Annotated in this window: 36 protein-coding genes; all 36 read right to left on the bottom strand. The window is 70.3% G+C overall.

Annotated features, from left to right (window positions below; genetic code table 11):
* Window positions 1–2: 2 nt before the first annotated feature.
* Window positions 3–410 carry a hypothetical protein gene (locus LCN96_RS37495; protein ID WP_225267166.1) on the bottom strand — a complete coding sequence of 136 codons (408 nt, stop codon included), beginning with the start codon at window positions 408–410 and terminating at the stop codon, window positions 3–5.
* A 13-nt stretch (window positions 411–423) separates the two neighbouring features.
* Window positions 424–1,674, bottom strand: a complete 1,251-nt coding sequence (locus LCN96_RS37490) for a phage major capsid protein (protein WP_225267165.1) — start codon at window positions 1,672–1,674, stop codon at window positions 424–426.
* Between the two features lie 60 nt (window positions 1,675–1,734).
* A complete protein-coding gene (locus LCN96_RS37485) occupies window positions 1,735–2,553 on the bottom strand; it encodes an HK97 family phage prohead protease (protein WP_225267164.1) in 819 nt (272 codons plus the stop codon).
* Window positions 2,537–3,778 (bottom strand): phage portal protein, encoded by a 1,242-nt coding sequence (locus tag LCN96_RS37480; protein WP_225267163.1) that lies wholly within the window; start codon window positions 3,776–3,778, stop codon window positions 2,537–2,539. Before LCN96_RS37480 ends, LCN96_RS37485 begins: the two co-directional genes overlap by 17 nt.
* Window positions 3,775–3,963, bottom strand: a complete 189-nt coding sequence (locus LCN96_RS37475) for a hypothetical protein (RefSeq protein ID WP_225267162.1) — start codon at window positions 3,961–3,963, stop codon at window positions 3,775–3,777. Before LCN96_RS37475 ends, LCN96_RS37480 begins: the two co-directional genes overlap by 4 nt.
* A 12-nt stretch (window positions 3,964–3,975) precedes the next feature.
* Complete coding sequence (locus tag LCN96_RS37470) at window positions 3,976–5,466, bottom strand: terminase large subunit domain-containing protein (RefSeq protein WP_225267161.1); 1,491 nt, start codon at window positions 5,464–5,466, stop codon at window positions 3,976–3,978.
* Between the two features lie 6 nt (window positions 5,467–5,472).
* The gene (locus LCN96_RS37465; protein WP_225267160.1) at window positions 5,473–6,021 is read right to left on the bottom strand and encodes a phage terminase small subunit; all 549 of its coding nucleotides are present in this window, start codon (window positions 6,019–6,021) and stop codon (window positions 5,473–5,475) included.
* Between the two features lies 1 nt (window position 6,022).
* Window positions 6,023–6,163, bottom strand: coding sequence for a hypothetical protein (locus LCN96_RS37460; protein ID WP_225267159.1), 141 nt, complete (start codon window positions 6,161–6,163; stop codon window positions 6,023–6,025).
* Window positions 6,163–6,609: an AAA family ATPase gene (locus tag LCN96_RS37455; protein WP_225267158.1), complete on the bottom strand. Its 447-nt coding sequence runs from the start codon at window positions 6,607–6,609 to the stop codon at window positions 6,163–6,165. The genes LCN96_RS37460 and LCN96_RS37455 overlap by 1 nt, the downstream gene beginning before the upstream one ends.
* A gap of 891 nt (window positions 6,610–7,500) precedes the next feature.
* The gene (locus tag LCN96_RS37445) at window positions 7,501–7,860 is read right to left on the bottom strand and encodes a hypothetical protein (RefSeq protein ID WP_225267156.1); all 360 of its coding nucleotides are present in this window, start codon (window positions 7,858–7,860) and stop codon (window positions 7,501–7,503) included.
* A complete protein-coding gene (locus tag LCN96_RS37440; RefSeq protein ID WP_225267155.1) occupies window positions 7,857–8,510 on the bottom strand; it encodes a hypothetical protein in 654 nt (217 codons plus the stop codon). The genes LCN96_RS37445 and LCN96_RS37440 overlap by 4 nt, the downstream gene beginning before the upstream one ends.
* Window positions 8,511–8,513: 3 nt before the next feature.
* Window positions 8,514–8,711, bottom strand: coding sequence for a hypothetical protein (locus LCN96_RS37435; protein ID WP_225267154.1), 198 nt, complete (start codon window positions 8,709–8,711; stop codon window positions 8,514–8,516).
* The gene (locus tag LCN96_RS37430) at window positions 8,704–9,114 is read right to left on the bottom strand and encodes a hypothetical protein (RefSeq protein ID WP_225267153.1); all 411 of its coding nucleotides are present in this window, start codon (window positions 9,112–9,114) and stop codon (window positions 8,704–8,706) included. The genes LCN96_RS37435 and LCN96_RS37430 overlap by 8 nt, the downstream gene beginning before the upstream one ends.
* Before the next feature lie 693 nt (window positions 9,115–9,807).
* Window positions 9,808–12,462, bottom strand: coding sequence for a hypothetical protein (locus LCN96_RS37425; RefSeq protein WP_225267152.1), 2,655 nt, complete (start codon window positions 12,460–12,462; stop codon window positions 9,808–9,810).
* 290 nt (window positions 12,463–12,752) lie between these two features.
* The gene (locus LCN96_RS37420) at window positions 12,753–13,547 is read right to left on the bottom strand and encodes a hypothetical protein (protein WP_225267151.1); all 795 of its coding nucleotides are present in this window, start codon (window positions 13,545–13,547) and stop codon (window positions 12,753–12,755) included.
* Window positions 13,544–13,945: a MerR family transcriptional regulator gene (locus tag LCN96_RS37415; protein ID WP_225267150.1), complete on the bottom strand. Its 402-nt coding sequence runs from the start codon at window positions 13,943–13,945 to the stop codon at window positions 13,544–13,546. Before LCN96_RS37415 ends, LCN96_RS37420 begins: the two co-directional genes overlap by 4 nt.
* Complete coding sequence (locus LCN96_RS37410) at window positions 13,945–14,793, bottom strand: DUF2493 domain-containing protein (RefSeq protein ID WP_225267149.1); 849 nt, start codon at window positions 14,791–14,793, stop codon at window positions 13,945–13,947. The genes LCN96_RS37415 and LCN96_RS37410 overlap by 1 nt, the downstream gene beginning before the upstream one ends.
* Window positions 14,790–16,058 carry a phosphoadenosine phosphosulfate reductase family protein gene (locus tag LCN96_RS37405; RefSeq protein WP_225267148.1) on the bottom strand — a complete coding sequence of 423 codons (1,269 nt, stop codon included), beginning with the start codon at window positions 16,056–16,058 and terminating at the stop codon, window positions 14,790–14,792. Before LCN96_RS37405 ends, LCN96_RS37410 begins: the two co-directional genes overlap by 4 nt.
* On the bottom strand, window positions 16,055–17,164 hold the full coding sequence (gene dnaN, locus LCN96_RS37400; RefSeq protein WP_225267147.1) for a DNA polymerase III subunit beta: 1,110 nt from the start codon (window positions 17,162–17,164) through the stop codon (window positions 16,055–16,057). The genes LCN96_RS37405 and dnaN overlap by 4 nt, the downstream gene beginning before the upstream one ends.
* Entirely contained in the window at window positions 17,161–17,403 is a 243-nt protein-coding gene (locus LCN96_RS37395; protein WP_225267146.1) for a hypothetical protein, read from the bottom strand. The genes dnaN and LCN96_RS37395 overlap by 4 nt, the downstream gene beginning before the upstream one ends.
* Entirely contained in the window at window positions 17,400–17,747 is a 348-nt protein-coding gene (locus tag LCN96_RS37390; RefSeq protein WP_225267145.1) for a MazG-like family protein, read from the bottom strand. Before LCN96_RS37390 ends, LCN96_RS37395 begins: the two co-directional genes overlap by 4 nt.
* The gene (locus tag LCN96_RS37385; RefSeq protein WP_225267144.1) at window positions 17,744–18,193 is read right to left on the bottom strand and encodes a hypothetical protein; all 450 of its coding nucleotides are present in this window, start codon (window positions 18,191–18,193) and stop codon (window positions 17,744–17,746) included. Before LCN96_RS37385 ends, LCN96_RS37390 begins: the two co-directional genes overlap by 4 nt.
* Window positions 18,187–18,732: a hypothetical protein gene (locus tag LCN96_RS37380; protein WP_225267143.1), complete on the bottom strand. Its 546-nt coding sequence runs from the start codon at window positions 18,730–18,732 to the stop codon at window positions 18,187–18,189. Before LCN96_RS37380 ends, LCN96_RS37385 begins: the two co-directional genes overlap by 7 nt.
* Window positions 18,729–18,944, bottom strand: a complete 216-nt coding sequence (locus LCN96_RS37375; protein WP_225267142.1) for a hypothetical protein — start codon at window positions 18,942–18,944, stop codon at window positions 18,729–18,731. Before LCN96_RS37375 ends, LCN96_RS37380 begins: the two co-directional genes overlap by 4 nt.
* Window positions 18,926–19,192, bottom strand: a complete 267-nt coding sequence (locus LCN96_RS37370; RefSeq protein ID WP_225267141.1) for a hypothetical protein — start codon at window positions 19,190–19,192, stop codon at window positions 18,926–18,928. The genes LCN96_RS37375 and LCN96_RS37370 overlap by 19 nt, the downstream gene beginning before the upstream one ends.
* Window positions 19,185–19,496, bottom strand: a complete 312-nt coding sequence (locus LCN96_RS37365) for a hypothetical protein (RefSeq protein ID WP_225267140.1) — start codon at window positions 19,494–19,496, stop codon at window positions 19,185–19,187. The genes LCN96_RS37370 and LCN96_RS37365 overlap by 8 nt, the downstream gene beginning before the upstream one ends.
* Window positions 19,493–19,870, bottom strand: coding sequence for a DUF6197 family protein (locus tag LCN96_RS37360; RefSeq protein ID WP_225267139.1), 378 nt, complete (start codon window positions 19,868–19,870; stop codon window positions 19,493–19,495). The genes LCN96_RS37365 and LCN96_RS37360 overlap by 4 nt, the downstream gene beginning before the upstream one ends.
* Window positions 19,867–20,403, bottom strand: a complete 537-nt coding sequence (locus tag LCN96_RS37355) for a hypothetical protein (RefSeq protein WP_225267138.1) — start codon at window positions 20,401–20,403, stop codon at window positions 19,867–19,869. The genes LCN96_RS37360 and LCN96_RS37355 overlap by 4 nt, the downstream gene beginning before the upstream one ends.
* 28 nt (window positions 20,404–20,431) lie before the next feature.
* Window positions 20,432–20,947: a hypothetical protein gene (locus LCN96_RS37350; protein WP_225267137.1), complete on the bottom strand. Its 516-nt coding sequence runs from the start codon at window positions 20,945–20,947 to the stop codon at window positions 20,432–20,434.
* The gene (locus tag LCN96_RS37345; protein ID WP_225267136.1) at window positions 20,944–22,089 is read right to left on the bottom strand and encodes a hypothetical protein; all 1,146 of its coding nucleotides are present in this window, start codon (window positions 22,087–22,089) and stop codon (window positions 20,944–20,946) included. The genes LCN96_RS37350 and LCN96_RS37345 overlap by 4 nt, the downstream gene beginning before the upstream one ends.
* The gene (locus LCN96_RS37340; RefSeq protein ID WP_225267135.1) at window positions 22,086–22,946 is read right to left on the bottom strand and encodes a PD-(D/E)XK nuclease-like domain-containing protein; all 861 of its coding nucleotides are present in this window, start codon (window positions 22,944–22,946) and stop codon (window positions 22,086–22,088) included. Before LCN96_RS37340 ends, LCN96_RS37345 begins: the two co-directional genes overlap by 4 nt.
* On the bottom strand, window positions 22,943–23,437 hold the full coding sequence (locus tag LCN96_RS37335; protein WP_225267134.1) for a hypothetical protein: 495 nt from the start codon (window positions 23,435–23,437) through the stop codon (window positions 22,943–22,945). Before LCN96_RS37335 ends, LCN96_RS37340 begins: the two co-directional genes overlap by 4 nt.
* Window positions 23,437–23,835 (bottom strand): hypothetical protein, encoded by a 399-nt coding sequence (locus LCN96_RS37330; protein ID WP_225267133.1) that lies wholly within the window; start codon window positions 23,833–23,835, stop codon window positions 23,437–23,439. Before LCN96_RS37330 ends, LCN96_RS37335 begins: the two co-directional genes overlap by 1 nt.
* Window positions 23,832–24,146 carry a hypothetical protein gene (locus LCN96_RS37325; RefSeq protein WP_225267132.1) on the bottom strand — a complete coding sequence of 105 codons (315 nt, stop codon included), beginning with the start codon at window positions 24,144–24,146 and terminating at the stop codon, window positions 23,832–23,834. Before LCN96_RS37325 ends, LCN96_RS37330 begins: the two co-directional genes overlap by 4 nt.
* Window positions 24,146–24,631, bottom strand: a complete 486-nt coding sequence (locus LCN96_RS37320; RefSeq protein WP_225267131.1) for a hypothetical protein — start codon at window positions 24,629–24,631, stop codon at window positions 24,146–24,148. Before LCN96_RS37320 ends, LCN96_RS37325 begins: the two co-directional genes overlap by 1 nt.
* Complete coding sequence (locus LCN96_RS37315) at window positions 24,628–25,245, bottom strand: hypothetical protein (RefSeq protein WP_225267130.1); 618 nt, start codon at window positions 25,243–25,245, stop codon at window positions 24,628–24,630. The genes LCN96_RS37320 and LCN96_RS37315 overlap by 4 nt, the downstream gene beginning before the upstream one ends.
* Window positions 25,246–25,249 lie beyond the last annotated feature (4 nt).

Below are 25,249 nucleotides of genomic sequence, written 5' to 3'. Positions count from 1 at the left end.
GGTCAGTTCCTCACCACCGGCGCGACCGCCGGGCTGCCGAGCAGCACCGCCGCGCCGAACACGCCACCCGTGGTGGCGCCCGCCGTCGTCACCGCGACGCGGACGTAGCGCTTCAGCCCGGTGTAGCCGATCGCGTAGTCCTTGTTGTCGTCCGCGGCGGCGATCGCCGGTTCCGCGCCCTGCAGGAACGCGTCGGCAACCGCGGTGAAGTTGCTACCGTCGTCGCTGTCCTGCACCTCGATGGTGTGGGTGCCGTCGGTGATGGTGCCGGCGGTGACGAGCACCAGCACCGCCTGGTAGTCGCAGCCGTCCTCCTTGCGGTCCACCGCGCTGCCGTTGACGGTGCCGTTGGTGCGGGTCGCGGGCAGCAGCGACTGCTTGAGCAGAACGTTGCTGTACAGGTCCTTCATCGGTCTTCTCCTCTCAGGCCGCGGCGCCGTGCTGGAACAGCCGGATCGCCGCGGCGTCGTCGATGCGGCCATCCAGCCTGCTGAAGCCGTGGAAACCGACCTGCAGGTAGTCGGCGTAGCGCTCGCGCAGGATCTGCAGTTGCACGTCCTGCACGCGGCGAACGATGTAGCCGCGCCGGAAGTCGCCGAACGCGATGCTCTTGGCGCTGACCGCGGGGGCGGGCATGCCATCGTCGATCGTGTACGGGAAGCCGTTGATCGTGGCCGGGAAGCCGGGCGCCGGGATTGGCACCCAGATCGGGCGGCCGTCGGAGTCCTTCAGCTTGCGCAGCAGCTTCAGCATGCTGTCGGCCATGACGTAGCGGGCGCCCGCCCGGTAGGCGCTGTTGACGGAGTGCTCCAGGTCGACGGTGTCGTCGTAGGTGATGACCGCCGACGCGCTGACGGCGCCGGTCTTGCCGACGGTGCCGCCGGTGGTGATGCCGAGCGGCTGGTCGACGCCGGTGCCGGTGGCCAGGTGCTCCGCGACGGCGCGTCCGATCCGGGTGCCGAGCACGCCGGGCAGCCAGCCCTCCAGGTCGAACACCGAGTCCTGTAGCAGCTGTAGGGCGACCCGGACCAGCTTGGACGTGTAGGTGTATGCGGACAGCTTGCGCTGGCCGATCGCCACGTCCTGCTCGGAGATCTGCGTGTTCTCCGCCAGGATGGCGCCCTTGTTGCCGGTGTCATCGTTCGTCGGCCACGGCAGGTCCTGGCCGGTGCCGGTGGAGATGACCGTGCAGATGTTCATGATGCCGCCGAACGCGACCATGGTCTCGGTCATCGTGTTGCGGAAGCCCTCCGGGACCAGGTAGCCGCCGGCGGTGTCGATTACGGTGCCCTGGGCGCGGACCTCACCGTACCCGGCGGCCAGCAGTTCGCGCTGCTCCGGGGTGAGCCGGTCCAGGCCGCGGCGAATGAAGCCGTAGAACGCGTCCGCGTAGCGCTGCTCGCGCTCGGCCGCGGTGTCGCGCTGCTCGCTGGTGCCGTCGTCCTGGCGGCCGGTGGCGGTGACGATCTGGGAGCGGTCGATCCGCTGGCGGGCGTCGTCCCGCTGCAGCCGCTCGATGTCCTCGCTGACCTGGGTCAGCCGTGTCTCCGCAGCGTCCCAGTTGTCCCGCTCCTCAGCGGTCATGTCACGGTCGTCCAGGCCGCGGCGAATCTCCTGCATCCGCTCCCAGATCTGGTTCTGCTCATCGATGAGCCGGTTGAGCGCAGTGCTCACGTTCCCCTCCTCAGGGCATGCCGACGGCCCCGGCCTGCGGGGTCGTGGATCGGGAATGGGTCAGGCGGTGGGCAATGTCAGCCCGGGGAAGCGGGCCGCCAGCCCCCGCATGGCCAGGTCGATCTCCTCGACGTGCCTCCGAGTGGTCTCTCCCGGCTCGGGGGTTTCGTCAGCGCGAGTGGACTCACCCGGCTCGCGCGGCGCGATGACCTGCAAAACGTCCCGGAGTTCGGGACGGTGTGCGGCGCGGCGCTCGACCGCGCCCGCGTCCGCCCGCAGTGCGAGGGCGGACGCCACGCTGTTCAGTTCGGCCTCGGTGTCGGCGAACGCCGGGAAGGTGACCGCCGAGACTTCGATGAGACGCACCTCGTGGACGGTGCGCAGCTCCGCCTCATACACGCGGATCTTCCCGTCGTCGCCCTCCTCCTCGACCTCGATCAGGCTCCACGAGTCCTTGACCACGTAGAACCCGATCGACATGCCGGTGATGTTGGCATTGCGCAGGTTCGCCTTCAGGTCCCGCACATACGACAGTTCCTCGTCGAGGCGCGAGTCGACCTCCAGCCCGCGCGCGGACTGGGCCAGCTTGAGCGTGCCGGCCGACACGCGCGAGACGACGTAGTAGGAGTCGTGGTCGATCAGCATCCGCTGGTCGCCCTCGTTGAGGGTCTTGGTGTAGGCGCCCGGCGCGAACTCCTCGAAGAATCCCCACGTCTTCGGGTTGCCGATGGGTGCCCGCACGTTGAACGGGCTGGCGAGGCCGACGAACCGTTCATTGCCGGAGTCGTCGGCGCGCAGCTCGGCGCCGGTCGCCGCGAGGGCGAGCCGGCGGCGCTCCTCGGTGGTCACGGTCAGCGTCATCTCACTCGCCGCCCTCATCGTCGTCAAGGTCGTCACTGGGCTCGTCAGGTTCGGTGGGGTCGCTACCGAGCGGCGCCATGTTCATCGGCTGCAAGTACAGATCGCCGCCGTCGACCGGCGGCAGGTCCTCCAGGTCGCGGATGTCGTTCGCGGAGAACGCGCCAACCTCGCGCATCACCCGGTAGAACTCGGCGCGGGCCCGGCTGTCGCCACGCAACAAGCCTTCGATCTTGTAGCCGGCCGTTACCGACGCGCCGAGCAGTTCCTTGGTGAGCCGCTGCTCGGTCGGCGCCAACCAAGTGGGGTGCAGGTCGAACTTGACCCAGCCGATCGCCTGCTGCTCCAGCCCGGTACCCCACGACGTGCTTTTCGCGGTCAGCCCGAGCAGGAAGTGCGGCACCCCGAACCAGCGGCCGATCTCCTCCACCTCGAACGAGCGCGACTCCAGGAACTGGGAGTCCTTGGCCGGCAGTGACACCGGTTGGAACGACGCGCCCGAGTCGAGCACCGCGATGTCGTGCGCTTTATCCAGACCCGACATCTTCGCCTTCCATCGGGCCTTCAACCGGTCGGCGTCGTCGTTCTCCAGCCGCTGCTCGGTCTGCAGGATGCCGGACATGAGGTTGCCAGAGCCGAACAGGCGGGCCCCGTACTCCTCGGCCGCGAGCGCCAGCCCGATCGCCGCGGAGGCGGCCCGGACCGGCGACACCCCGCACACGCCGTCGTAGCCCATGCCCGGCATGTGCAGGATCTCCCGCGGCGTCAGCCGGTGCACGCCGCCCCAGTCGTCGGTCACCCAGAACGTCTTGCCGGACGGGTTGCCGACGGTCGGCTTCTCGCGGTCCACCTGCACCCGGTCCGGGGTGACCGGCCACAGCTCACGGACGCGGCCGCCGTTGTCGCGGACCTTCTGCACATAGGCGTTGCCCCACAGGCAGCGGTGCGCGTACGTTAGCCGCCACACCTCCAGCGCGGTCAACTCCGGGTGTGGGTTCTTCAGCAGTTGCGACGGCTGCCGGTCGTGGGTGCCGTCCCGGTAGACGTGCAGAGGCAGCGCCGACGACACCCCCGAGATCAGCGACGTGCACCGCCACACCGCGCTGAACGCCAGCGCGCCCTTCTCCGACACCCGCACGCCGGAGGATGTGCGCGGGCCGCCCATCCACTCCAACAGCGTCGCCGAGGTCAACGGCACCGCCGGATTCTCGGGGGAGCGGCGCTCGAACAGCCCGAACAGGCTCACGCCGCCCTGCCCCGGGACCGCAGGTCGACCACGTCACCGCCGGACGGGCGCCGCGCCGACGCTCGCTCGATGGCGAGCACGCCGAGCAGCCCGCCAACGATGAGCGCCGCCGGCACGAACACGAGCGCCACCCCGGCCAGGAACACCAGCACAAACACCACCTCGACGGCGACCATCAGACGCATCCCGCCCCCTCCTCACCACAGGTTCGGCGGCGCCGCCACCTCGGCCGGCACCTGGGACAGGAACAGCGCCATCACCATCGCGATACACGCGTCGATCTTGCGGCGGGAGCGGCCCTTCGACAGCCGCCACCCGGTGTCGGTCTCCCGCACCGCCGCCGACAGCACGTGATCCGTCAGCACCGGGTCGTCGCCGTGCACCACCAGGCCCTCGCAGATGAGCCGGTAGGCGTCCTGACACGCCGGCACCATCGAGCTGGCGCCCTGGGAGAACTCCGCCATCGGCAGGCCCTCATCGAGCAGCACCTCCGCCGACCGCTGAAAGTAGGCCGGGTCGTAGGCGACCGTGTCCACCCGCAGATCGCGGTGCAACTGCCTGAGATGGTTCTCCACCGCGTGCACGTCGATCGTGTCGCCGGCCGGATCCCACACCCGCGCCTGCACCGCCACCCGCCCGTCCGGCCGCTGCTGCGCCACCACCACGGCCACGCTGTCATGCTTGAGCGCCATATCCACCGCCACCTGCGACGGCAGATCCGGCCGGATATCGGCCTGGCCGGCGCACGACTCCCACGCCCCCGGCGGCAGCCACGACTCGTCCGCGCGCGTCCACTGGCCCAGGTGGTAGCGGCGGTACTCGAACTCCGGAATCTGGTAAAACCTCGCCACCACGTCATCGGTGCGCAGGAACGTGCCCGCCGCAGGGTTCGCCGCGAGCACCGCGGCAACCAGATGCTCCTCCACCGTCAGGTCGTACAGGCCGTCCGGGATCCCGTAGTGCACGAACATGAACCGCGGGTCGTCGACCTCGCCGGCGTTCACCCGGTAGCCGTACAGGTGCTTGCGGCCGGCCATCGTGTCCAGGTTCGAGCCCGGCGTGGTCGTGTTCACCACCAGGCTGTTGGCCCGCTTCGACATGCCGTTGACCAGCACCAGGTGCACGCGCTCCTTCGGCCCCAGCCACTCGTGGATCTCATCCGCGCCCATGCTCGATGGCCGCTGGCCGTCGTTCGTGCCGGCCACCGCCGCCACCCGGTAGGAGCGGCCCGGGCCAGAACGCACCAGGATCTCGGTGTCGTAGGTGTCCACGTGGTGGCGGAGCGTCGGCGACTCGCGGCAGCAGTGCTTCATGTCGCCGAACAGCAGGTCCGCCTGCTCGAATGACGCGGCCGCGACCGGGATCAGCGGGCTGCCCTTCGGGCCGAACAGCGGCGGGCCGAGCAGTTCGAACAGTTGGATCCAGCCGTTCAGCGGCGTCTTGCCCTGCCCCTTCGGCACCTCGATGAGCGCCTCACGGAAGCGGCGCTCGCCGGTGGCCGGGTTGTACTCGTACAACCAGTAGATGATCTGCTTCTGCCACCGCTGCAACCTGACGGGCTGGCCGAAGTAGTCGCCCTCGCCGTACACGCAGTGGGCCTGAATCCACCCGCACACGATCCGGCCGTGCGACGGCCAGCCGAGGTTCCGCGGTGCCGACAGCGGCCGGCAGGCCACTGCGAGACTCATCGGGGCTCACCCGACGTCGTCGACCACCTCGGCCTCGACGACATCCATCCGGGGGTCATCGTCATCACCCCCGGCCTCCATGAACGGCCCGTTCAGGTCCGCCAGCGACTGCGCCGCCTGCCCGAGAGTGAGGTTCAGCGACAGCCGGGCCCGCGGCGACAGCCCGAACCGGTCCTCCAACTGACGGGTCTCCGCGGCTTGCGTCTGCATGTGGCGGAGCAGCGGGTTCATGACCTGCTGGCCCTTGCTGCCGGTGATGACGTGCCCGGTCTCCGCGACGGCCTGGCGGCTGCGTTCGAGGTCGTCGTAGAGCCAGAACAGCCGCTCCAGTGCGGGCAAGTCGCTGACTGCGTCCACCAGTTTGGCCACCGGCGAGGTCCAGTAGGACGCCCACCGGTCCTTCGTGGCTGGCAGGAGGTAGTCGGGCGCCGGCGGCGGCCCGTCCTCCTCGGCCACGGGCGGCTCAAGGCCGGGGACTACGAGTTCCAGGTTCTTCGGCGCGTTCCGGCGCTGCCGCTCGCTCGGATCCTTCGGCGCCGGGCCACGGCCGGCCATGTCAGCCGTCGATCAGGCCAGTGCCAGCCAGCACCAGCAGGAAAGCGCCGACCGCCAGCAGGCACACCGGCCACGCCCGCTGAATGCCCGCCCAGATCGCCGACGCCAGAAACGCCACCAGGGCCAGCAGCTCGACCACCATCACGACCTCCCAGCCGTCTCCCGGACTACCAGATCCCGCTCATCCGCCTCGTACGCCTCGAACCAGCCCCGCACATGCCCCCACCACGCCGCAGGCCGCTCACCCATCGCCCGCCGCAGGCACACCTCTTCGGGCGCCCACACCACCACCACGGCAGCCCCATACCGGCGCCGGTACGACTCCCGCACCGCGCGCTTCGCGGCCGACGCCATCACCCACACCCGCCGCACCCCGTGGTTCCCGAGCACCACCCGGTCCAGCACCGCGTCTCGGGCCTCCGTCACGAACGGCCGATGGCTGTCCAGGTGTGCGTACAGCTCGCCATCGACCCGCAGCGCCGCCGCGAGCGCGTCGTAGTCCACCACCAGGTCGCTGGCAAGCGCCTGCTCACGCACGTACGTCGACTTGCCCGAGCAGGGCGGGCCCGCCACCAGCGTCACAGTCACGCCCACCATCTGCGGCGTGTCCAGCTCGGCCCGCCGAGCGGAATTACACGACCTGCACAGCACCCGGAGCGGCCCGGCCGGACCCCCGCCGCGCGCCGTCGGCTGCACATGGTCCGCAGTCAGGTCCTCGGCCGGATGCGCCGCGCGCCGCCACCCAGGGCACACCCACCCGTGCTGCTCGACGTGCACCCGTACGACGTCCGCGCGCCGGCGCTGCTCGTTGCGCCCGTACCCGGCGCGTTGCCGGGGCTTCCGCGAGCTTGGCTGGTCGCAGGTCGGGCATGTGCCGGTGACTCGCTGGCGGCAGCCGGGGCAGATCCGGGGCATCTGACTCAGCGTGATCACCCGCCCGGCTGTCACGCTCGGTCATATGTCACTTTCCGTGACGGTGACGCTGAGTAGCCCCAGACTCGTACAGAAAAAAGGAGGGCTGCGGGCGGGGTCACCAGGGCCATGATCGCCAACTTTCGGTAGCCCCCTGACCTGCATAAACGCACATTGTCGCAGGTCGCAGGCTTGATCGTTGACCATTATGTGGTTACTCTACGTGTTTCCGCAGATCAAAGCCATGATCTCATTTGTCACGCTACGTGTTGCCCGCGCTCTCCGTGACCGTCACTCTGTGTAGTTCATCTACGTTGTGTGACTGTCGGTGTGGGGCTGGTGTGCCGATAGGTCAGGTACGTTAGTGCTGATGATCGGCCATTACGGGCGTTCTTGGCAAGCGGCCTGCGCCGCGCTGTTCTGCGAGCTGGTCGAGTTCGTTGCAGTCCCACCACAGGTTTCGGCCGTCGCGGTGGACGGTGATTCGGCCCTCTTGGTGCCAGCGACGGAGGGTGCGGGCGGGGATCCGGTAGAGCTGGGCGGCGTCGGCTGTGCTGATCCTGGTGTTCACGGATGCCGCTCCGCACCTACGACGGCCTGCCTGAGTTCCTGCGCCTCGTTCCAGTCGGAGGTGTAGACGGCGGCCACGCCCCACTTGGCGGGCTTACGACCCTCGCCGAACGGCTCACGGCCCGAGTCTCGGTCCACGATCAGGATCTCGCCGCGCTCGAACGGCCAGAACGTCTCCTCGGAGAGGTTAACGATCTCGCCTGCCATTGGCCCTGATCCGAACCCCTTCGTGTAGCCGCCTGTGATGACGCAGAGTTCGAGGGTGCCGATGTCGAGCGGTTCTCCACCGTTGAGGATCTGTAGGACTTGCTCAGCCGTCAACGCCATGCCATCGCCTCCTGCGGACTGGTCGCTCACCCTGCCATCCTTCCTCGCTGGTAGCGGCGCCCGTACCGGTGCCACTGCGTCGTGTCCAAGTCGAGATCGCACCCATCGCACCAGATGACGGACGGGGTGGGGTCTCCGTCGCGCCGCACGGTGACCTTGACGGTGCCGCCACACGGCTCGCCGTCAATCTGCTCAATGCACGGTCCGAGCACGAGCGGCAGCCTGCCGGGGTCGATGACGCTGTACGCGCGACCGATGAGCTCGCTCAGCACGTCCTTGTACGCGCCCGCGTCGGGCTGCGCTGACAGCCACTCGGCGTGCCGGGCAAGCCAGGCGCACTGTGCGGCCGGGTTGGGCGGCGGCCCGCTGATGCCGCGCGACGAGGCCACGAGCGAGGTGAGCCACAGCAGGTCGTGGCGCAGTTGTCCGAGCCAGTCGCCGGCGCGGGTGTTGTACGGGAGTGGCGGGGTGCGGGATCCGCTGACGGTGGGCCCGCTGCTGGTTCCGCCGGTGGGGAGTTGGGCGAGCACGTCGGCGTGCAGTTCGGGCAGGTCTCGCAGGTGGCGGTCGAGGGTTGAGCGGCAGCCGGGGCACAGGTTGAGGCCGTCGGCGGCGTGGCGCGGCCGATCGTCGCGGTGACGGGCCTGGCAGAGGGCGGGGGACGTGACACGGCGGGCCATCGGCTACTCCCTGGCCTGGTCGAGCGGAGGCAGCGGTACGAAGGTGGCGCCCTTGCTGCGGTAGTAGGCGGCGACCTGGCGTTCGTCGCAGCCGATGCTCTTGCGGGCGATCGGCGCCGCGTCGACGATCCGGCCGCCGGAGACGACGAGGGCGAAGGTGGCCCACGGCAGGCTCACCCAGATCCACCGCGCCTCAGCCACGGCGGGCTCCTTCGATCGCGGCTTGGATGCGTTCGGCGGCGGCCGGATACTCGGCGGCGCGGGCGGGGTTCCCGGCGTGGTTCATCACTAGGTCGAGGTCGTCCACCCGCACCCTGACCGTCGTAGGTTGTTCGCCGAGAGGGCGGCTCGCGTCGGCCAGGGCTGCGTTGACGGCGGGGAGGCGCTTGTCGAACGCGGCGATGACGCAGTTGCGACCCCCGATGAACTCCATGCGCAGGATGCTGGCGATCTGCCGCCACTTGTCGGCGTGCTTGACGTCGCCGACGCCCCGCATCTGGCGCTCGAAGTCGAGGTACTTGGTTCGGACCCGCTCCACCTTGGCGCGCGCCCAAGCCAGCGCGTCGGGGTCGTTGTCGTAGCTCGCCACGTTGGTGCTCCTCATCCGTGGTAGTCGGGGCTCTGACGGTCGATGGTCGCCGGATCAAGCGGGTTTCTGTGCGGCACAGCATCGGCTCCTTTGCGTCTCCGCGCCGCTGTAGCGGTCCCTGAGCCGTTTTCAGGGCCGGTCCGGTGTTCGGGTACCGGGAAGGCTGGAAAATCGCTCTCAGGGCCGCGCAGGCGAGTTTTCGCCGCGCCGCACACGGTGCAGCGGTAGGTGACGACCCAGCCGATGCGTTCGACCTCAACCCAGCGATGCCGCAGGTGCAGCCGCCACCACGGACGCTCGGGCGGGGGAGGCAAGCAGAGGGCGCAACCTGGGCAGGGCGGCCGGTCGTCGGGTTGTGGATTCCAGGCGACGGGGCCACCCGTGTATTCGTGGCCGCCGCGGCGGGCTGCGGCGGCGTTGTAGATGTGTCCGCCGGGTTCTTGGGCGCGCGTCATTGGTGATCCTTTGCGGGGGTGTTTTGGGTGGATTTCCGAGGGCGGAAATGATCTCTGTGGACATGTGGACAATGTGGACATGTCCACATGGGGGTCGCGAAAAAAAGTTGTGCTGCAAAGCTGCTAAAACCTCTGACCTGTATAAATGAAATGAAAAACATGCCCGCGCGTTTATAGAGATGTGGGGGCCATGTGGACATGTCCACATGTCCACATTTCAAGATCGCGTCCACATGCCGCGTTTCCACGTCACTCATGACGGCATCGAGTCCCCCGGCACCAGCCGATCCCCCTCGACCGACACCCAGCCGCGCGCCTCCGCATAATCGATCGCCGCACCGACCCGCTCCCGATCCCGCGATGCCGCAGCGCGCTTCGCGTCCCCCCGCGACATGCCCTCGGCCTCGTGCACCCGCTTGCCGATCCGTCGCGCCACCCGCTCCACCGCCGTGTCGGTGCTCGCCTTCGCGACGTGCGCCCGCAACTCCCGATCCACGTGCGCCTGGGTCCGCTTCTCGTACTCCTCGGCCGCGTGCCGCGCCCCATACTCGATCAGCGCGTCCCGCAGCTCGCACGAGGTGGCCCACAACTGCTCGGCAAGCTGCCAATCCTCCACCGTCACATCGAGCCGGTCGTCCAGGATGGCGAGCAACGTGCTGAGCTTGACGAGCATCAGCGGCTTGTGCGAGTCGAGCGGCGGCAACTGCAGTTCACCGGTGGCCCGAGCCCGGTCCTCCAGCCGGATCTGCCGCAGCAGCGGCGCCGCGAACGTCACCTTCGGCTCCACACCGAAGCCGCGCCGCATCAACGCCAGGTCGAGCGGCTCCGGCTCGTCGATCACGTCGTCGGGGATGGACGGGTCGATGCTCGAGCACCACAGGAACCGCTGCGGGGTGCCGGCCGCCGCGTCCTCCAGCAGCGGCAGCGCCGTCTCCGGCTGGAAGCCGACGACGAGGCCAAGGCTGTAGGTGCCGCCCTCAACGACCCGGGTGTTGACCTTGCTGCCGTTGTATTGGCCGATGGTGCCACCGGTCCAGGCCCGGCGCAGCGATTCGCCGATGGTGGTGCCGTTGCGGCCGAACAACTGCTTCGTCAGGGACTCGCCTTCGTCGGCGTAGAACAGGGCGTTGCCGCGCACCTGGGCGCGCACGATCGCCGTCTTCGGGGTGCCCTTCTTGGGGCCGGACTGGAACATCTCGTCGGTGTCGACCACCCGCTCGCCCATGTACGCCTCGGCGATGCCCTCGCCGGAGCCGAGCGGCAGTTCGTCGAGGAAGTCGACGCGGGACGGCGCGGGCAGCAGCCGGCGCGGGATCCACGCCGCCGAACTCTTCCCGGACCCGGACGCGCCGAGCAGGATTACGAACATGTTCATCGACGCCGGCGACCCGACCCCGGTGTCCGCGCGGAGCTCAGGCGGCAGCAGGCTGGACAGGCGCGCCAGCAGGCCGCCGAGCACGACGTCGCCGGAGCGGGCCCGCGCGTGCGCAGCCTGCCGGATGAGCCGGAACACGGGCCGCGCCTCCCAGAAGTCCTTAGGAAGCAGGCCGCGGCGGTGGCGGGGAATGGAGTCCCAGTCGTCGTCTCCGCCCGCCTCGGCGCCGTTCTGAGGCTCCGTAGGCGGCGACGGGGCGAGGTAGTCAATGTCGGCGGGCGCATCAGGCCACGGAGTGTCATCGACGGGCGGCGGCTGCTTGGGCGTCCACGGGGTAACGCTGCACCGCTGCCTGATGTGCTCGAGGATCGCGGGACGGAGCCCGGCCGCGGCGGGGGACGCGTCGGGGTGGCCGGCAGCGGCGAGGATCAGGTCCTTGGCGGCTGCGGAGTGGTTGCCGCCGTGGTGCCACCACGCGAACGTCTTGCCATGGGTGAGGTGATGCCCGGCACCGACGGGCAGCGGCGTCGTCTCGGAGTGGTTGACGCACACGTGCGGGAACGCCCGGATCGAATACTCGGACTCGGGCGACGACCCTGTGTACTTCCACAGCTCGGCGCCGTCCCGCTCAGAGCGCACATAGCGGCAGTTGTTCGGCTCGAACAGGTCTGACCATTCGCACACCTCGCCGAGCGCGTCGTACGGCCCGACCGTGCCCGGCCTGTAGCTCGTGGCGCGGGGCCGCGCTGGCGGCACTGTGTAGGCGGCCGGCTCGGGGTCGGGCAGGTCGATGCTGTACAGCAGGGTGGCGAGCTCGTCGAGGCTGTAGGTGACGCCGGACGCTTCGACGATGGTGCAGCGGCGGGCGAGCCCGGCCTTGCGGTTGACGGTGCCGGGCACGCGCAGCACGCGGGCGAGGTCGCCGACGCCGCGGCCGTAGTGGTAGCCGAGGTAGTGAGCGCCCGCTTCGAGGACGATCTGCCAGCGCGCCGACAGGGTGCCGAGGTCTTCCAGGTTGTCGGGGGTGATGGTGACGGGCTGGTCGAGCAGGTGCCATGGGTACCAGCCGCCGCCGGATTGGATCCACATGGTGGGTTCGGGTAGTCCGGCGGCTTCGAGGATGAGCTGCCCGTCTTCCGGGGTGGGCGGCAGTGGCAGGGTGACGTGGCTGCGGTGAGCCTTCCGGCAGTCGGGGGCGCACAGCTCGTGCTTGTGGCCGGGGCCTGCGATGTCGATGTCGGCCCAGAATCCGGGGAACGACAAGGACAGGTCCGCTAGGCCGCGGCCTTCGGCAGGCGCCTCCTTGAGGGTGGTGGCGCGCACGTAGATGCCGGCCCGCCGCTGCCGGTCCAGTCGGGCGATGTACGCCGTCGCGGCGTCGAGGCCGGCGGCGTCGGTGCCGAAGGTGCGTCCGCTCCAGGCGTCCGTGGCGACGATGTTGATGAGGCCGGGGGCGTCGCCGTGCAGCGTCGCGAGCCAGCGCCGCGCCTCATCCAGGTCGGCGGCCGGCGGTGGTTCCTGCTCGGAGGTCAACGATTCCCCCTTCGTGCTGGTGCGGTGGTGCTCGGGCGGGAGGTACTACGAGGGCGCGCAGCAGCGCAGCGGCGTCAGAAGAGGGGATCCTGGGCTCGGCCCTCCAGCGGCTCCTCGGTTACGGGCCCCGCCTTCGCGGCGAGCTCCCGGTGCTTTGGGATGCAGTCGGCGCACGACAGGGCGCTGTACAGAGAGGTGCCGCGGACCCGTCCGGTGATGATGACGACGGCGGGCCGGCGGCATTTCGGGCTGGCGCACCGGCTCATCCACGTCATGGGCGTCTCCCGCGCTCATTGGGTGGGCTCGGCGTCGGTCATGCAGCCGCAGGCGCCCCAGTCTTCGGAGTCGAAGAGGCTGGGCTGCCGGTCGAGCCGTTCCCGGAACTTGCGCAGGGGGAGAGGGCGAGTGCGCCCCCACTCCTGTTCCCGGAGGATGGCCACGTTCTTTCCGAGCAGCGCCCGCGTCTCTTCCTCTTCCGCCTCCCACTCCAGGTAGCGGTCGCGGTTCCAGCGCAGTAGCAGCTCCCATTGGGCCTGACCACCGCGGACGCAGCCGCCTCCACAATTGGCGTGCTGGAAGCCGGCCGCGTACAGGCGGGGCGGTTCGATGCCGTACTGCACGCTGTAGATTTCGCGGAGCTGCTCTTTCATGACGAGCGGCGGCTTGGCGAGCGGCGTGTTCACCGTGTACGGCTCCCAGAGCGGCAGGGCTGCCTTGATGCGGTGTTCCTCGGTCCAGTCGTAGCCGAGGTAGATGACCACGTCGGCCGGGTCGTGATGCTCGTCGAGGTAGCGGCGCAGCAGCTCGCGTTTGAGGATCTGAGAGCAGACCGCCATCCGGTTGTTGGGGACGACCTTGCGGTCCCGGCCGACCTGCATGGGGGTACGCCCGTCGGCGAGGATGACCCATTCGCAGCCGGTGAGGAATCGGTCGTACACCTCGCGGGCGAACCGCCAGTTGTCAGCGTCTTCGACGCGGGTGTCTGCGCTGAGGCAGATGACGTCAGCCGCTCCGTGCTGGTCGACGAGCCGGCGGGCGACTTCGGCGCTGGCGAGGCCGGTGGAGTATTGCACGATGTGCTTCACAACCCCTCCGCGGGCGGCTCGTCTTTGATGGTGAGGGTGAGGCCGGGTCCGATCCGCATCGGCACGGGCACGGCCGCGTAGGTGCGGGCGATAACGGAGGCCGCGGCAGGCGTGAAGCCGGCGTCGCACAGCCTGCGCATCAGGTCAGCGACCTGCAATTCAACTTGTGGCCATTCACGCGCCGTGCCGCGCCCGCGTGTGATGGGGTGCAGGTAGCCGCGGTCGATCCAGTAGGCGACGGCGCGCAGTGACAGCCCGCGGTCGATGACCTGCTGGAAGGTGAGCTGGATTGCGGGCTGATGGACCTCGTCGGCGACTTCGGGGCAGGTCTTGAGGTGACCAAGGAAGACAAGCTTCCCGTCGGCCGGGCAGGTGCAGCGTGCGGTCTTGCGGGCCATTACGAGGTCACCGCCTTGGGGGTGTGCGGCCAGATGGGGCGGACGGTGATCCCGGCAGCGGACGCCTTGCGCATGCAGTCGTAGGTGCCTGGCCCGGCGCCGGGGAACGCCAGCGCCTCATCAGCTCCGAGCGCCACCATCTCGCCGTTCCGGATCGGGCCGGCCGCCCGGCCGTGCCGCCGCCAGTCGGCCGGGTGGGTCTCTTCTTTGACGCCGGCGCGCTCGCACCATAGGTGGACGAGCCAGTCAGCGGACCGGTCGGGGCGGACGCCGCGTTCGGGTTTCGGGTAGCAGGCGCCGTGCACGACGGTCAGCACGGGGTGCAGGCGGAGCACGTCATCGAGGGCAGCGCCGATGCGGGTCTTGTCGGTGCGGTCGCGGCCGCCGGTGGCGAGGAGCCGCCACGGCTGCTGCTGCCACTCCCACGTCGAGCACCGCGCCTCGGGCGGGCAGTAGTGCCGGCCGGGCGCGCAGGAACCACCCTGAGGCTCTGCACGGCCGGCGAGGACTGACGGGCTGTGGCTGGCACACCGCCACCCGTTGGCGTACAGCCGGGCCGGGTGGGTGCCGCACCGGCGCCGGTCGCCGTGCGCGAAGAACCCGCAGGGCTGCGGCTGGTGCGGCGTCGGCGGCGTGAACGCGACCGGCGGTGCGGGCGCCGCGGCCGGGTCGTCGGTGTAGACCGTGCAGGAGCAGAACACCTCGCTGCACCAGCCTGCGCAACCGGCCCAGGTGGGTTCGTAGATGCCCCACCCCCAGGAGCTGGCGCCGCCGGTGTGTACGGCTCGCTGGTGCCCGCACCGCGTGCATGCGGTGAGGAGCTGCGCCTCGGTGAGCTCGTTTCTCACGGCACGACCTCCGGCCACGGCGCGGGTTCGCTGTTGTCGGCGTACTTCCAGCGGCGCGGCATGTCGGGCCCGACCGGCGGCCCGCCGGCGCCCTCACAGGCGCCGCTGGCGCCTTCGTCGTAGAGCCGCCACCCGTGCGCCCAGATGTTGCCGGCGGGGGTGAGGGCGCAGTCGAGTCCGCACTCGGGGCATTCGCCGCGCCCGTGGCTGTTGCGGGTTGGCTCCATACGCAGGGTCTCGGCCGGGGCGGCGGGAGGCTTGAGGAGACCCATCTCCTGCCAGGTGGTCATCAGGTCGGGCTGGTCGTCGCGTTGCGGCACGCACTTGGCGCACAGTCGCCCGGGCGAGCTGTCGGATAGCCCCTCAGGGGCGCCGGGCGGGCGCTCTCCCCACCGGCAGGCGGCGATGCCTTCGTCGCGGGCACGCTTTTCGAGGGCGCGGATGCGGTAGGCGGTCTTCGGATACCAGAACTCGATCTCGTCGAGTTCGCCCTTCTTGGCGTACGCGCCGCACTTACACTCGCCGGACCCGTGCATGTTGATCGCGACCGGGTTGCGTGGGACGAGGAACCGCTCGCGGTACTCCAGCATCTGTGCGTTGGTGAAGTGCACGATCGGCGACACCCAGATGATCGCGCCTTCGGGGTCGATCTCAGAGGCGTTGCGGAAGCGCCGCTCGGACTCATCCCACCGCATCCCGGCCAGGTAGAGCACCTTCTTGCTCCGGCCGCGGTTGCCGACGATTTCGGCGCGGCGCCGCTGCAGCGGCTCGTCCTTGAGCCGCCGGAACATCACCTTGTGCGAGTCGCCGCCCGGGCCGGGGAACCCGATCCACACGGGGCGTTTGCCGGCGTTGGGTCCGCGGGTGGCGATGACGCCGCCGAGGACCAGGTCGTCGTAGTTGTCGCGCGGGTATAGGTCGATCAGTGGCAGGTTCCAGCGGCGGGTGACGTCACCGACGTGGTCGCGGGTGTCTTCGATGCCGATGCCGGTGTTGACGTGCAGGACGGCGTCGTTCGCGGACGAGTCCAGGTATTCGTGGACGAGGTGCAACATCACACTGGAGTCGTCGCCGCCGGAGAACAGCGCCTGCCGGGCCACGATCGGATACCGGTCGAGCACTTCGCCGATCAGGTCGTGCGCCCGGGCGATGGCCTCGTCCAGGGTGCGCGCCGGCGGCGTCTGCCCAGCCTTCGGCGGCGTCTTCTCGACGTGGTCGCCGATGCCGGGCAGGCGTGGCTGGATGTGCCGCTGACGTCGCGTCATGAGTCCGCCCGCAGTGGCATGCACAGGTAGCGGTACTGCTCGTCGGTGCTGGCCAGCAGGCAGGGCCGGTGGGGAGCCAGCACCCCGATGCGCACGCGATCGGTGTGCACGGCGCTGATCGCGTCAGCCAGGAACTGCGGCTGGAACTTGAGCGTCATCGCCTCGTCGCCGTCGAAGCGGCAGTCGATGACGTCGCTGCCCTTGCCGATCTGTCCGGTGCCGCCGCCGATGTGGATGGCATCGTCGGTGAGCGTGAGATAGACCGCCTCGTCCTTGCTGGTGAACAGGGCCACCCGCTTGGCGGCTTCCAGGAGGTCCGCGCGGTCGGCCTCGGCCCAGGACGGGAAGGTGATGCTCATGCCGCCCTGGTAGTTGATGTACTGCTCGATGGCGATCAGGCGGATGGTGGCGGTGCGGCCGTCACCGGTCAGGGACAGCAGGCTCTCGTTGAGGCCGATGGCGGCCTCGCCGTCGGCGAAGCCCCGCAGCAGGTCTCGCAGCGACACTGCTGCCGCGTGCGCCGCCGTGACCGGCCCGGGCCGGGCCGGGGTCCAGGTGGTGCGGCTGGTGGCGATCCGATAGGAGTCGGTGCCGACGCACGTCAGGATCTCGCCTTCGAAGGCGAGGCGCACCACCACGTACATGGGCGTGGAGCTGTGGTGCGCGGTGGCCGGTGCTACCTGCGCAACCGCCTCGGCCAGCTCCTTGGCGCCGACCGAGCCGACCGTGGTGGCCGGCTCGGGTAGTGCCGGGAAGTCCTTCACGGCCATGATGGGCAGCGAGAACTCCGCCCGCCCGCACTGGAAGGTGGTCTCCCGCTCGCCTGCAGCGATGCTGACATATCGGCGACCGGGCAGGGTCTTGACCGCCTCGTTGAGCACCCGGCCGGGCAGCAGCGCCCGCCCCGGTTCGGCGACCTCGTTGCACGCGATGGTCGCGCGCACGGAGACGTCGTTGTCGGTGGCGCTGATGGTGACCGCGTCACTGCCGTCTGCGGCCTCGAAGTGAATGCCGCTGAGGATGGGGTGGCCGGCCTGGTTGGGCAGCACGCTGGCCGCCCATGCCACCGTGTCGGCGAGCAGCTTCGGTTCGACGGAGATTTTCATCGCGGCGGCTCCTCTCCAGCGTCGTGCCGCTCCTGGCACGAGCCGCAGGTGCGCGGGTCGGCGGGGTCGAGCCAGCCGGCGCCTTCCTGCGGCTCGGACGTGATGCGCAGCAGCCGCTCGCAGTCCGGGTAGATGTGGCCTTCGAAGTGGCCGCCGGTGAGGACGACGCCCACGTACCAGGGCCTGATCCAGTTCAGCCACGCCGGCGCGGTGCACGCGGCCTTGGTGATCGTGTTCACGGGGTGGCTCCTTCGACGAGAACGGCCAGGCGGGGGCCGCGCCGGGCCAGATGCTGCCCGAGGGCGGCTTGCGCGGCGGCGATGTCGCCGGCGAGCGTGGCCGCGGCAACCAGCGCGGTGACGGCAGTGTCAAAGCATTCGGCGATCACGTCGTCGACGCTGTGCGTGTGGCCCTTCCTAGGGTTTTGGCCGGTCCACCCGATGTAGGCGGACGCGACCTCCCCGGCCTCCTCCGAGACCTTCAGGAGGCGCATGGAGATCTCGTGGCTGGTGCGCGGGTTGGCCTCGTCAACCCAGGCGAGCACGTTGCGCACGTGCTGCCACAAAGCGTTTTCGGTGCTCACGCTGCTCTCCTCCCGGTTCGCCGGAGGGGTGGGGCGCCGCCGCCGTCGCAGCGGGCTTGGGCGACGGGCACGTAGTGGATGCGGGAGTGGCCGACCAGCAGCCCGTTCTTGCGCAGCGGAATGGATGTGCGCCGGCATTCGGGGCATTGCCCGTAGCGGCGCTTCGGCGCCGCGGCGGCGGGGGCGGGCTTGGCGGGGAGGAGGCCGAGCATGTCGAGCACGTCGGCGAGGGCGTCGGCGTCGGCGTCGAGCCCGACCGCCACGCCGGCCACGACCTTGCGTGCGCGGTCTTCCTCGGCGGGGGTGAGCGGGTCGGGGTCGGCGAAGACGAGCACGTCGATCGGCTGCTGCTTGGGCGGCCGGGTCCGCCACTTCTTGTACAGCTCCTCATTGACGGCGAGGACGCGTTCGAGGGCGTACTGCGGGTCGAGGCTGGCGGTCAGCACGGGATCATCACCATCTCCGGCCAGGCCACCCGCTCGAGCGCGGCCCGATGCTTGACCGGCATCGCGGTGAGCGGGTGGCCGAGGTGGTCGAGGCCCATCGCCATCAGCACGACGGCATCGGCCCGGTTGTCGTCGCCGCCGGTCTCCCACTTGGGCCAGCGGCGGGCGACCGCGTCCACGACCTCGGTCTTCTTCGCGGTGTGCTTGCCGGTGGCGTAGACGGCGCGCAGGTGCGGCAGCACTTCGGCGACCGGGATCTGCCAGCCGTGCAGCCGGTGCACGACCCGCCACCACAGGCCGGCCCGTTCGTGGGCTCCGCCGTTGGAGCGGGAGTAGGCGGGCGCTTCGATGAGCACCAGGTCTGCGGTGGCGCCGATGAGCTCGGTGATTTCGTGGGCGAGCTGGTAGATGGCGAGGTCGCGTTCGGCTAGCGGCATGCTGGTGACGCCGACGCGGCCGATGCTGTCGCTCCAGCCGGCGCTGGAGGCGATGCCGGCGCCGGTGAGGCTGAGGTCGAGGCCGTACACGCGCGGGCTCATGCGGCACCGTCCTTGCCGGCCCTGGCCTCGCGGGTGATACGGAGTCGCTGCTGCTCGGCGTAGCGCTCGACTTCGAGGCGCTGCGCGTGGAGGGCTCGCACGACGCGGAGCTGGTTGCGGCGGGCCCGCGCGGACGGCCGGTACCGGTAGACGATCGCGGCGGCCAGGGCGGCGATGGCGCACGCGGTGAGGGTCAGAAGGCTCGCGTCCACGACGACCTCCCGTCGATGGCGTTCTCGGCGTCGGCGACGGCGCGATCGAGGTTGAGGGCGGGGTCTGCGACGGCGGCGGTGAGGTGGCCGAGCGTGGTAAGCAGGTGGTCGCGGTGGTCGCGGACCACGTTCAGGCCGTGCTCCAGCCAGGTGATCTGTTCGCGGTAGAAGCCGCGGGTGATGCTCCACGCGCCGAGGCCGGCGGCGAGCATGAGGACGGGCGGGATGAGGAAGGCCAGGTCAGGCATCGACGGCCACCGTCTCTCTCGCGTTGCGCTCACGGATGGCGGCCCGAGTCGCCTTGCGAATGAGTTCCTGGAGTTGGGCAGGGATGGCGCACAGCTCGGCGATGTGGAAGGAGTCCCGCTCGCTGTCCGGGGCGAGGATCATCACCTCGGGCGGCGGCTTGCCAGGCTCCCATGTGCGGCGACTGCATCGCTCGGCCGCCTGCTCACTGTTAAAGCGGCCAGCGGTCAGCCAGTTGGTGGTGTAGCCGCCGCTGGCGCCCCAGTAGGCGTGGTGGTGGTTCGACCAGACGAGGTAAGTGCTCATGCGCTGGCCGCCTCTCTGGCGGCGGCGCGCAGCTCGGCGACCACCCGGACCAGGTCGTTGTCGTCGGACCAGGAGCCGACCGTCTCGTCGTAGGCGGGGCCGGGGTCGAGGCCGAGGTAGTCGATGAGCGCGTCGGCGGCGGCGTACGCCGGGTTGAAGGGGAGATCGGCGTTGTCGTGGTTCCAGGCGTCGGGGTGGAAGCCGCAGGCGACGGCGATCGCGCCGAGCACGCAGACGGGGCAGGCGCGCGGGTCGTCGGTGTCGGGGTGGTAGTAGTCGTTGCGGGCGATGCCGTTCGCCTTGATGATGTCGGCGGCGCGGGCCAGCACGGCGCCAGGGGCCAGGTCGAGGACGACCTGCGGGGTGGTGGTCATCGCGCGCCCGCCTCTCTCGCCGCGCGGCGCTCGATCTCGGCGCGGCGGGCCTTGATGATGGCGATCGCGTCCTCGTTGGTGACGCCGACGTCGCGCAGCGCCTGGCACGGCCAGGCCACGTTGTCGTCGGGGTCGTCGCCGGTCTCCCAGTTGGGGGTGCAGGTCACGCAGACGAAGCCGCCGAAGATGAGCTCGTCGTACTGGTGCGCCTGGATGGCGGCGGCGCGGCGGCGGTCCATCGACTCGACCCAGTTGACGACCACGGCCGCCACCTGGACGAGTTCGGCGCGCAGCGTGGTGAAGCCGGTCTCGGCGAACGCCTCCCGCACCTCCTCCTCGAGGATGTCGCGCCAGTTGTCCTCGGTCGGCCCGTTGGCCTGACAGGCGGCGCGCGCCTGCTCGGCGGCGGCCAGGTCGCCGGGTCGGCCGGTGCCGTCGGGGTGGTTCTGCTCGCCCCACTTGGCGTCCTGCCGTCTGCGTTCGTCGCGGATGGCCTCTTCGACGGGGGTGAGGTTGGCGGTGAAGTAGCTCATGAAAGGTCCTCTGCGGATGGCGCGCCGGTCAGGCGGTGCGCGGCTCAGACGGGTACGGGGTGGCGCCGATACGCGTCGGCGCGGTGCACTTGGGGCAGCGCGGGTGCAGCGCCTGCCCGCCGGTGATGGCTTCGACTTCGGCGGCGGTCGCCTCCCGCAGCGGTGTCCCGCAGCCGACACAGCCCAGGTGCGGGGTGGTGACGCCGGGCAGGTGGACGAGCGGGTAGCGGGTGCGCGGCCTCGGGATCAGGGCCGTCTGTACGTTGCCGTGCTCGTCGGCCGGATCCCCTGCAGGGGTGGCGAGCTCGGCTTCGAGGTGTTCGCGGTAGCGGGCGATCACGGCCCGGAGCTTGAGTCCGCGCTGCATGCAGCCCTCCGCGAACACCTCCAGGGAGGCGATCTCCTGGAGCGCCTTCGACCGCTCGCCGGCGAGCTGCTCAGCCTGCTCGGTGAGGGACTCGATGCGGGACTCGAAGTCGGCTATCACCTCGGGGTCGCCGCCGTGCGCCGGCGGCTGGATGGCAGTGGCGTCTTGGATGGTCATGCCTGGCCTCCCGCCTGCTGCCGCTGGGCGTCCACGGCCGCCTGCCACGCAGCGGTCTTGCCGCCGCAGTCGGCCAGCAGCTGGGCCAGGTCGGCGAGCTCGCTGTCGCCCAGGTCGGCGAGCGCGGTGACGCGGCGGCTGAACAGGACTGTCAGGTCGTCGAGGCGCGTCTTGTTGGGGATCTTCGTGTCGAGATGGTCGAACAGGTCGCGCACCTGCTGCTCGCCCGCCTCCCGCTTCTCCGGCGATTCGGGTGCCGCTTCGGTGGCCGCGCCGGCGGCCGGGGTTGAAGGAGGCTCGGTCTCGGCCGGTGCGGGCGGCTGGACGGGCGCCGGCTTGGCATCCCCGGCGGGGATGTCGGAGCTGGTGACCCGGTCGGGCGGGAACTCCTCGTCCTTCGTCACCTCGCCGCGGCGCAGGCTCGTGAAGATGACCTCCAACTGGGCGACGTCCTGCGCCGTCCACCGGGCCACCGGCCGCCCCAGCTTGCGCTCGATCTGGTCCTGGGTGATGCCGCCGGAGGCGAACGCCGCGACCGCCTCGTCAACCCGCTTCTCCAGCGGCGCCCCGTCGCCCTTCTCGATGGTCGCGTTGCACAGGTCCTTGGCCCGCTCCACGAACCAGGACGGAAGCACCGCGAAGATGGACTCGCGGACGCGCCGGGCCCCGTTGTTAGTGTTGTTCTCGTAGATGTCGCGCATGTCGACCAGCGCCTTGACGCCGCTGCGGGTGTCGCGCTTGTGCGGGACGATGAACGTCGAGGAGACGCGGCTGTTCGTCTCGACGTCCCACGCGAACGCCTGCATCTCCGACTGGCCGTGCTGGTCGTCGCGCGACATCTCGGCCAGGCCGTGCTGCACGTTCCCCCAGCAGCGGGCCAGCTCGCGCGCCAGGTGGATGGACGGGCCGGTGACGGTCTCGCCGCCGCGGGAAAAGCGGAAGAACGCCCGCTTGGCCAGGGACGGCTGCTGGCAGCACCGCTCCATCTCGGCGACGGCCGCATCCACCCGGCGCGGATACTGGCGGGCCATCACCATGGCGGCGTGCACTTCGGCGACGGCGCGGGACTGTTCGACGGCGGTGGCCTGGCCGACCCTGGCCGGGGCGGGCAGGTTGATCGTGGCGGGGCTGTTGTTGGTCACAGGCTCTCCTCGAAGGTGGCGATGGACGCCCAGCGGGGCAGGGAGATGAGGCCGATCTCGGGGTCGTAGCCCGGCCAGATGCCGGTGGCGGTGCAGGCGGCGTAGATGTCGATGGCGCGGCGGTTGAGCCGCCGGCCGGCCCATTCGGCGTCGGGGTCGAGCTGCACGATGCGGATCAGGTACGGCGGCGCCTTCTCCTGCAGCACGAACAGGAACGCGGGCTGGTCGTCGAGGCCGAGCGCCTGGAGCCCGTCGACGTACCAGGCGTCCTGCTGGTGGTAGCCGAGGTTGGCGACCGTCTTGGCGATGGCGTCGTCGGCGGCGCTGATCGTGGTCTTGTAGTCGCAGCAGATGAGCCGGTCGGTGCCGGGCCGCAGCCAGTCGGGCCGGGCACGCCGCCACACGCCGCTCTCGCTGTCCTGCCAGATCAGGCTCTGTTCGGCCTGGCCGGCGCCGGGTTCGAACAGGCGGGAGGCGACGGGGTGGCGGCGGATGGCGTCGGCCATGCCGTGCACCATCTGCCAGTCGGCGGGCCGCAGCGGCACCGCGCCGCGCTCCCGAGCCCGGGCGACCTGGGCCTTGATCTCCTTGGTGCGCCACTCGTCGGCGGGGATGAGCTCGAGTTCGGGCCCGGCGCCGAGCACCAGTTGGTGGGCGGCGTGGCCGAGGTCGAACGTCTTCCTGGGCGGCTCCGGGTGGTCCTTCTCCCAGCGGAACTTGGCGGGCCCGCCGGGCTGGAGGAGTTTGCGCGCGCCGGTGCTGGATAGGCTGCCGCCGGACACGGGGTCGGAGATGTAGGCGTCGTGGGGGATGTCGTGGACGCCGGCGCCGAGCGGCGGTGCTTCGACGGCAGTCACGATGAGCCGTCCTGGTGCCGGTAGGCCAGCGAGAGTTCGGTGGCGTACGCGAGCAGTTCCTGGGGCGTCTTCGTGCCGGTGCCAGCGATGATGTTCGTCATCACGATCCGGCTGGGCCAGTCGGGGTTGTCGCCGGTTGCTTCGTGGTGGCTAGCGAACCAGAGCGAGTCGCCGAACGGGAAGCCGTCGTGCCACACGTCGCCGGGCTGCGGCGGCCAGTGCTTTGGCGGCAGGCCCAGCTTCCTGCGCACGGCGTTGGCGACGGACGGCTTGATGGTGCCTTCGGCTTCCATGCTGTCGAGCAGGGAGAGGATGTCGCGGACGCGGTCGTTGTCGTACTGGCCCGGCCGCGTGATGGCGGCTTGGGGCGGCATGTCGTAGGTGTCGCCGTGCTCGTCGGCGATGCGGACGAGACGCGCTGACGGGTGGCCAACGACGCGGACGTTCGTGATGGTGACGTCGCACTTCTCGCCGCACCTGGGCTGCGTCATCAGGCACCGTCCTGGTCGTCGCGCAGGTAGAGGCCGGAGGTGTCGTTGAACGCCCGTTCCAGGTGCGCGGCGCAGCTCGAAGCCCTGTCGAGGGCTTCCAGGATGCTGACGCGTGCCCAGCCGACGACGTCCTCGACGTCACGCTCTCGGCTGTCGGCGAGGTCGCCCTGGCCGAAGTCGCGGAGACGCTGGTTGATCTGCCGCAGGAGCTGGTCCATACGCTGCATGCCGGTGCGCAGGTCGCCGAGCACCGAGTTGACGGTGGCAGGGTGCGGCACACCGTCCTGAGTGCGGGTGGCGTAGTTGAGGACGCGCACCGTCTCGGCGAACGCGCCGGCGACCTGCCGCGTGTAGGTGTCGCTGTGCGGCCCGTCCGGGTCCAGGTGGATGGTGGTCACCGGGCCACCTCGTCTCGGGCGGCCATCGCCTTCTTGAGCAGGTCGACGAACTCGGCCACGTCCGGGTCGTCGGGGGCGTCGTGCCAGCCGACGTCCTCGCTGCTGTAGCGGTAGGCGCTGGTCGCCCACAGGTGCCGGTACGCCTCGTACTTGGTCTGGTCGAAGTGGCCGGTCTCGTACCAGTCCTGCACCTTGCCGAGGTTCATGGACGCCATGTAGTGGCTGTCGCATTCGGCGCACCGGCCGAGGAAGTGGTTGGTGTCGGCGCCGGGCCGGTGGTGGCCGGGCTCGCCCAGGATCCGCAGGGTCATCAGGCACCCCCGTGCACGACGCGGCCGTGGCGGACGATCGTGAGGTGGGCGGGTCCGGCCTCGAACCACGCCTCGTGGAAGGGCTCGTCGGGCATGCCGGGCGCGTAGTAGCCGACGGCGTCGGGGTCGCCGGTGTGTGCGATCAGCTTGAGGACGCGGCCGTCGTCGGAGGTGATGACCTCGTACGTCTCCCCGAAGGCGGGGATGTGCCCGGTCGGGTCGTAGGCGATGTGCACGATGTCGCCGTGCTGGGCCGGGTACCACGGCTGGCTCTCCATCGACTGCTGCCCGGCGCGGGCGGCGTCGATGACGCCGGAGAAGTCGCGGCGGCGGTGCGCATCCTCCACCGCCTCGACGGGGGACTGCGCCTCGCTGGGCCTGCCGAACAGGGCGGTGTAGATGTTGAGCGCCAGGTTCGGGTCGGCTGGGTCGGAGGTGCGCAGGGCGCGCTTGATGATGTCGAGTCGGGGGTTGCGTCGCTTCACAGCGCCACCGCCGCGGCCTCGTCGTCGATGGCGGTGAGCCGGTCGCGCTGCGCCCGCGCCACCATGTCGTGGGCGATGGTGCCGACCCGGCGTACGTTCAGGTCGAGGCTGTCCTCGGCCACCATGCGGACGGCCTCGTCGGCGGTGATGTCGGGGCGGGCGACCGCGAGGAGGGCGGCGTTGAGCATGAGCCGCATGTGTCCGCCGCCGACGTCGCTGCCGTGCTCGGCCACGTAGGCGACCAGGGCGGCGGTCATGCGCTCGACATCGCACGGCTCAGTGTCGTGGGCGGCCAGCCACGCGTCCGTCTCCTCCGGGGTGACGGGCGGCAGTTCGGCGGCGATGGAGAGCAGCCGGTCGGCGACTTCGCTGGTGACGGGCAGGGTGACGTCGACGCGGGCAGGGTCGGCCAGCCAGGAGATGAGGACGCGGGTGGCGGACGGCAGCTTGTCCCAGTAGGTGAGGAGGGCGAGCGCCTGCCGGTCGTGCGCGTTCAGCGTGGCGGTGTCGGTGGCGGCGGCGTTCTGGAGCGCGCACTGGATGTCGAGCACGTCGAACGCGGTGAGCAGCTCGGTGTGCTGCGGGGTGGTGGGGGTGGCTGCGATGATGGTCATCGGC

The sequence above is a fragment of the Nonomuraea gerenzanensis genome (assembly GCF_020215645.1).
GTDB lineage: Bacteria > Actinomycetota > Actinomycetes > Streptosporangiales > Streptosporangiaceae > Nonomuraea > Nonomuraea gerenzanensis.
This window is presented reverse-complemented; position numbering and strand designations above follow the sequence as displayed.

Bases quoted from the DNA above. Each gene is read 5' to 3' on its own strand.
- LCN96_RS37495 (WP_225267166.1), bottom strand. From the start codon at position 410: ATGAAGGACCTGTACAGCAACGTTCTGCTCAAGCAGTCGCTGCTGCCC.
- LCN96_RS37485 (WP_225267164.1), bottom strand. From the start codon at position 2,553: ATGAGGGCGGCGAGTGAGATGACGCTGACCGTGACCACCGAGGAGCGC.
- LCN96_RS37475 (WP_225267162.1), bottom strand. From the start codon at position 3,963: ATGCGTCTGATGGTCGCCGTCGAGGTGGTGTTTGTGCTGGTGTTCCTG.
- LCN96_RS37470 (WP_225267161.1), bottom strand. From the start codon at position 5,466: ATGAGTCTCGCAGTGGCCTGCCGGCCGCTGTCGGCACCGCGGAACCTC.
- LCN96_RS37465 (WP_225267160.1), bottom strand. From the start codon at position 6,021: ATGGCCGGCCGTGGCCCGGCGCCGAAGGATCCGAGCGAGCGGCAGCGC.
- LCN96_RS37460 (WP_225267159.1), bottom strand. From the start codon at position 6,163: ATGGTGGTCGAGCTGCTGGCCCTGGTGGCGTTTCTGGCGTCGGCGATC.
- LCN96_RS37440 (WP_225267155.1), bottom strand. From the start codon at position 8,510: ATGGCCCGCCGTGTCACGTCCCCCGCCCTCTGCCAGGCCCGTCACCGC.
- LCN96_RS37430 (WP_225267153.1), bottom strand. From the start codon at position 9,114: ATGAGGAGCACCAACGTGGCGAGCTACGACAACGACCCCGACGCGCTG.
- LCN96_RS37415 (WP_225267150.1), bottom strand. From the start codon at position 13,945: ATGGCCCGCAAGACCGCACGCTGCACCTGCCCGGCCGACGGGAAGCTT.
- LCN96_RS37405 (WP_225267148.1), bottom strand. From the start codon at position 16,058: ATGACGCGACGTCAGCGGCACATCCAGCCACGCCTGCCCGGCATCGGC.
- dnaN (WP_225267147.1), bottom strand. From the start codon at position 17,164: ATGAAAATCTCCGTCGAACCGAAGCTGCTCGCCGACACGGTGGCATGG.
- LCN96_RS37380 (WP_225267143.1), bottom strand. From the start codon at position 18,732: ATGAGCCCGCGCGTGTACGGCCTCGACCTCAGCCTCACCGGCGCCGGC.
- LCN96_RS37370 (WP_225267141.1), bottom strand. From the start codon at position 19,192: ATGCCTGACCTGGCCTTCCTCATCCCGCCCGTCCTCATGCTCGCCGCC.
- LCN96_RS37365 (WP_225267140.1), bottom strand. From the start codon at position 19,496: ATGAGCACTTACCTCGTCTGGTCGAACCACCACCACGCCTACTGGGGC.
- LCN96_RS37360 (WP_225267139.1), bottom strand. From the start codon at position 19,870: ATGACCACCACCCCGCAGGTCGTCCTCGACCTGGCCCCTGGCGCCGTG.
- LCN96_RS37355 (WP_225267138.1), bottom strand. From the start codon at position 20,403: ATGAGCTACTTCACCGCCAACCTCACCCCCGTCGAAGAGGCCATCCGC.
- LCN96_RS37350 (WP_225267137.1), bottom strand. From the start codon at position 20,947: ATGACCATCCAAGACGCCACTGCCATCCAGCCGCCGGCGCACGGCGGC.
- LCN96_RS37335 (WP_225267134.1), bottom strand. From the start codon at position 23,437: ATGACGCAGCCCAGGTGCGGCGAGAAGTGCGACGTCACCATCACGAAC.
- LCN96_RS37325 (WP_225267132.1), bottom strand. From the start codon at position 24,146: ATGACCCTGCGGATCCTGGGCGAGCCCGGCCACCACCGGCCCGGCGCC.
- LCN96_RS37315 (WP_225267130.1), bottom strand. From the start codon at position 25,245: ATGACCATCATCGCAGCCACCCCCACCACCCCGCAGCACACCGAGCTG.